This window comes from Phenylobacterium aquaticum (genome assembly GCF_947378715.1).
GTDB lineage: Bacteria > Pseudomonadota > Alphaproteobacteria > Caulobacterales > Caulobacteraceae > Phenylobacterium > Phenylobacterium aquaticum_A.
In genome coordinates, this window is sequence record NZ_CANCLE010000232.1 from 1 (window position 1) to 4,341 (window position 4,341).

The following is a 4,341-nucleotide window of genomic DNA, read 5'->3' on the forward strand; positions in this document are numbered from 1 at the left end:
TGCTCAGACCGGCTTGCGCTTTTCGCGAGCCGCGACTAGGTTCCGCGCCCTTGCCGTAAGGCTCTGCGCGCCCGTAGCTCAGCTGGATAGAGCATCAGACTACGAATCTGAGGGTCGGACGTTCGAATCGTTCCGGGCGCGCCATTTTCCACAAATTCCCTATATAATTCAGTGTGGGTCGTTTGGCGGTCGGTTGGCCGTTGGGAAACTGTCCCACAACACTGTCCCACACTGATGCGCCCTGGAGGTTTGAGGCCTCGTCACCTCCTGCGCAGGGGGGCGGTCTATGCTGTCCGGTTCCGAATTCCTTCCGATCTGGCTGATGCGCTGGGGATGGTCGAGCTCCAGAAGTCGCTGCACACTACGGCGTTCGGCGACGGCGTACATGAGCCAGAAACGCGTACGCAGGCGGTGTTGGGCAAAGTACGTCGAGATAAGTCGCTCTGCCGTTGGCAAAGCTCCCTCTTCCACGCCGCCGCGACACTCCGAACGACAGTTGATGTATCCCGCGCCGTTGGACGGATTCCCACTTCACTATGGGAGCCCCATTGCTAGGGTCGCACCCAAACCAAGGCATTGAAGGTCCCGCAGAAGCGCTGCTCCCCACGATTTTGGACCGCGGAGACCAAGGGCTACGGCAAGGGCAGGCGGATGAATCTGACGGAAGAAGACCTAGCGAGCATCAGATACCGCCTCGCCACGAACCCCTGCGAGAAGCTGCTCGCGGTTACCGTGACTTGGGACAGCTCACTCCGCCATCTTCATCTGAGCTACTTCTGCAAAGGCCCTATGGACGAGGTCGATTTCGATCCCATCACGCTCGGAGAGGTGGAGATCGTCGCAGACTTGCCGCAGGTGGAGACCAGCGGCGTCTCGTACGTGTTCGATGCACTGGCCGCCGATGAAGCCCTCCGGAATCCTGGCCTCGTATTCCGCCGCTAGGTCGCTGTTCTGGCCGTCTCATTTGAAGGGCTACGGTCGAATCTCCGGCTACAAGCCATCTTGCGCTCTCGACCTATTGCCGACTTCGAGCGCGTCGGGCAGCGTCGAGGACAGATGTTCTCAAAGCTGATGCCATTTGGACGTCGTTCCCAGCCCGCCCAGGGAGCCGAGGGGCTCGTCTATGTCTGCCAAGCTGACCAGGGGCCCATGCAGGGAGCAACGGAAGGGGCGGTGATCCGCATCCCAGACCGTCACCCTCCGTGGATCGTGGTCAATCATGATCCCGGCTCAGTCATTGTGGCAAAGTGGCCGGGACGCCTCTGGCGGGTACAGATCGTCGATGCGGCTACGCCTATGGATCAACGCGCGTTTGGGGGCGCTCCGCTCCCACACGCGCGCTACACGAGGGCGGTGGCCGTTAAGGTCGTCAGAGAAGAGGACGCCTCCCAGCTATTTGGCCCTGGGGGGAAGGCCATACTCCCAGTCCTCGACGCTGCTTCGAACCTGGTTAGATCGCGTGCTGAATTGCTTGCGTCCGCTCGACATGCCGACGCAGCCGACGCCTGCGACCGGCTGTGGCGCGCCTGGATGCAAGAACAAGGCGTTCCTTCTGACGCCTTTCCCAAGTCGCTCGATGGCGTCCTATTGCTCAGCACATACGGTTCCCCGATAAACGACGGCTTGAGCGTGCTCCATTCCGTCGTCTTTGACCGGGCTAAAGAGCTGGATGGAGATGCGGCGACTATATCCGATGACGAAGATATCTGGCTTGCGCCGCCTTGGGATGCCGCATCCACCGCCCTCACGGATGCAGCGTTGGCGCTCGGCGCGCCCTCCTGGGCAAACTCGGCCGACAGGGAGATCCTCACGCAGGCTTGGAAAACGGTCTACGCGTGAGGTTTGATCAGGCCCGTTAAACGAACGATATCGTGGCCCCTTCCGCTGCCGCAACTCCGATGAGTTCGAGGAAACTTTTTGCGAAGCCCCGAACGTCGGGATCGCCACTTCCGCTAGCCTCGCCTAGTTCGACACCCAATTGAGGGAGGTCCCCGAGGGGCAGCGCTGCGCCGGAGCCCATCTTCTCGAAAATTCTCGTAAGGACGGCATCCGATGGAAGGTTCTGGCGTGCCCAAAGCGATAGATGTCCGATCATCGCGGCATTGCCCAGCCGAACCTCGGCCAGCGCATCGACAGGGTAATCGTCTCGGCCTTGCCTAAAAACCACTGCGGAATAGCCCACGGTCGAGTTCGATCCCATGCTCGCCAAGCTGAAGCGGACCCGAAAGATCTCCGAGATTTATGACCTGCTGAACCCGGACACCTTCGAGCCGTACTGAGGCGTCGCACCGTAGGGACATTGCCATTTTTTGCCAAACCCATACTTTCGCGGGATGAGCACCATGAACATCTCCTTGCCCGAAGCCCTCAAGGCCTTTGTGGATGAGCAAGTTGCTGGTCGGGGCTACAGCACGAGCAGCGAATATGTCCGAGAACTGATCCGCAAAGACCAAGGTCGCATGGCATTGCGCGGGTTGCTTCTGGATGGCGCCGCATCGATGCCGACTGCGCCCGTTGATCAGGACTATTTTGATCGTTTGCGGGCGCTCGCCGTTGGCGATGAGCCCGGATGATCGACAAGCCGATTGTCCTGCGCGAGACGGCGCGCCGGGACGTCGAAGCCGCCGTTGAGGCGTATGCCGCCTTGGCTGGGACGACTGTGGCCCTGGGTTTCATCTCCGCTCTGGAAAGCGCCTATCGCGCGATCAGCGCTCAACCCGCCGCCGGTTCACCTCGGTATGGTCAAGAGCTCGATCTGCCCGGCCTGCGCAGTCGCCTCCTCGGACGCTTTCCATACCTGATCTTCTACATAGAGCGGGACAGCCATGTGGACGTCTGGCGTGTGCTCCATGCTCACCAGGATATTCCGGCTTGGCTGCAGCCACCGCCCTGAGGCCCCTCCCGCCATGCTAGGACGGCGGCGCCGGACGCATCCGCGCCCGCGTGACCTGACCCCCGGACCCCTTCATGACCCAACGCATGCACGACCTGGCCACCGAGATCGTGCGGCTGCAGGGCGAGCTCGACCGCGAGATCGAACAGCGCAGGCGCGCGCTCGGCTGGGCGTTGAAGGAACAGATCGGCGAGTTCGAGCAGGGGATCGCCGCCGAGCACCGCAAGCTGCGCAAGACCCTGGTCAAGTATTTCGGCGCCACGACGCCGGCGATCGTGCTCACCGCCCCGGTGATCTATTCGCTGATCGTGCCCATGGTCATCCTCGACGCCTGGGTCAGCGCCTATCAGGCGATCTGCTTCCGGGCCTACAAGATCCCGCAGGTGAAGCGCTCCGACTACATCGCCTTCGACCGGGGCAAGCTCACCTATCTCAACGCCGTCGAGGCGCTGAACTGCGCCTTCTGCGCCTATTCCAACGGGGTGGTGGCCTATGTCCGCGAGGTGTCCAGCCGCACCGAGCAATATTGGTGCCCGATCAAGCACGCGGTGAAGATCACCGACCCGCACCAGCGCTATTACCAGTTCCTGGAATATGGCGACGCCGAGGGCTATCGCGCCCGTCTGAAGGACTTCCGCCAGCGGCTGCGCGTCGAGCCGGCCCCCACCGCCGCCGACCGCGACGCCTGAGGCGCGGGGGGGCGGTTCAGGACGCCTCCATCATCTCCCGGGTGATCACATAGTCGCCGTCCAGCCAGGCGATGATCTCGCGAGCCCCGTCATGGTCGATCTCGCCGAACCGGCGGCGCAGGCGGCCGGCCGCCTCCTCCAGCCGGTCGCGGCCGAGGTCCTGCAGCCACATGAGATTGCGCATGACCAGGTCGCCGAGCTCTCCGCCCAGCACCTCGCGGGCGGCGGCGCGGGTCGAGCGGGCGTATTCATAGGCCTCGCCCTGGGCGTAGCTGTCGGCGAGCGTGATCAGCGGGATGCGCGACAGCACCGGCTGCAGGGCCGGATTGACCGCGTGCCCGGCCAGATACGGCGCCAGGCTGGCGGGCCGACCGATCATGCCGCGGATGTGCAGGAAGGGGCTCATCCGCGGCCCGTCATTGACCGGATAATTGTCCCACAGGATGGGCCGGCGCCTGAGCACGCCCGCGACCCGCTCCAGGTGGCCGGCGCTATAGGCCGCCGAACAGACCTCCTCGCCGGTCCAGAACATCTCGATCCTGGGGTCCAGGTCGCGGCCAAGCTCCTCCAGATAGCCGGCCGGCCGGGCGCCGAACACGGCGTCGAGCACCGGATCGTCGCTGTAATAGGTCGGGCAGAAGATCAACCGCTCGGCGCCGGAGCGTTCGGCGATCCAGTGCAGGATCTCGACCTGGCTGCGCGCCAGGCCCTCGACGTCGCCGCGCATGTCGTCGAACAATATGGCCAGGTCGCGCACCC

7 protein-coding genes and 1 tRNA gene are annotated in these 4,341 nt (G+C 63.4%); 7 read left to right on the forward strand and 1 reads right to left on the reverse strand.

The window, feature by feature from the left end:
- Positions 1 to 67: 67 nt before the first annotated feature.
- The 7 genes from Q7P21_RS19530 to Q7P21_RS19555 all read left to right on the forward strand — a co-directional run bounded on the left by Q7P21_RS19530 (position 68) and on the right by Q7P21_RS19555 (position 3,582).
- Positions 68 to 144 (forward strand) — tRNA-Arg (locus Q7P21_RS19530).
- A 90-nt stretch (positions 145 to 234) separates the two neighbouring features.
- Positions 235 to 555 carry a DUF6538 domain-containing protein gene (locus Q7P21_RS20505; protein ID WP_369695357.1) on the forward strand — a complete coding sequence of 107 codons (321 nt, stop codon included), beginning with the start codon at positions 235 to 237 and terminating at the stop codon, positions 553 to 555.
- A 96-nt stretch (positions 556 to 651) separates the two neighbouring features.
- Positions 652 to 942 (forward strand): hypothetical protein, encoded by a 291-nt coding sequence (locus Q7P21_RS19535; RefSeq protein ID WP_304172409.1) that lies wholly within the window; start codon positions 652 to 654, stop codon positions 940 to 942.
- A gap of 114 nt (positions 943 to 1,056) precedes the next feature.
- Entirely contained in the window at positions 1,057 to 1,839 is a 783-nt protein-coding gene (locus Q7P21_RS19540; RefSeq protein WP_304179969.1) for a hypothetical protein, read from the forward strand.
- 503 nt (positions 1,840 to 2,342) lie between these two features.
- Positions 2,343 to 2,573, forward strand: a complete 231-nt coding sequence (locus Q7P21_RS19545) for a type II toxin-antitoxin system ParD family antitoxin (protein WP_304172415.1) — start codon at positions 2,343 to 2,345, stop codon at positions 2,571 to 2,573.
- Positions 2,570 to 2,893 (forward strand): type II toxin-antitoxin system RelE/ParE family toxin, encoded by a 324-nt coding sequence (locus tag Q7P21_RS19550; protein WP_304172417.1) that lies wholly within the window; start codon positions 2,570 to 2,572, stop codon positions 2,891 to 2,893. Before Q7P21_RS19545 ends, Q7P21_RS19550 begins: the two co-directional genes overlap by 4 nt.
- 74 nt (positions 2,894 to 2,967) lie before the next feature.
- Positions 2,968 to 3,582: a hypothetical protein gene (locus tag Q7P21_RS19555; protein WP_304179972.1), complete on the forward strand. Its 615-nt coding sequence runs from the start codon at positions 2,968 to 2,970 to the stop codon at positions 3,580 to 3,582.
- 16 nt (positions 3,583 to 3,598) lie between these two features.
- Here Q7P21_RS19555 and Q7P21_RS19560 read toward each other — a convergent pair.
- On the reverse strand, positions 3,599 to 4,341 hold a 743-nt coding region (locus tag Q7P21_RS19560; protein WP_304179974.1), incomplete at its 5' end, for a beta-N-acetylglucosaminidase domain-containing protein.

Coding starts and splice junctions, on each gene's coding strand:
- Q7P21_RS20505 (WP_369695357.1), top strand. CDS start 235: ATGCGCCCTGGAGGTTTGAGGCCTCGTCACCTCCTGCGCAGGGGGGCG.
- Q7P21_RS19535 (WP_304172409.1), top strand. CDS start 652: ATGAATCTGACGGAAGAAGACCTAGCGAGCATCAGATACCGCCTCGCC.
- Q7P21_RS19540 (WP_304179969.1), top strand. CDS start 1,057: ATGTTCTCAAAGCTGATGCCATTTGGACGTCGTTCCCAGCCCGCCCAG.
- Q7P21_RS19545 (WP_304172415.1), top strand. CDS start 2,343: ATGAACATCTCCTTGCCCGAAGCCCTCAAGGCCTTTGTGGATGAGCAA.
- Q7P21_RS19550 (WP_304172417.1), top strand. CDS start 2,570: ATGATCGACAAGCCGATTGTCCTGCGCGAGACGGCGCGCCGGGACGTC.
- Q7P21_RS19555 (WP_304179972.1), top strand. CDS start 2,968: ATGACCCAACGCATGCACGACCTGGCCACCGAGATCGTGCGGCTGCAG.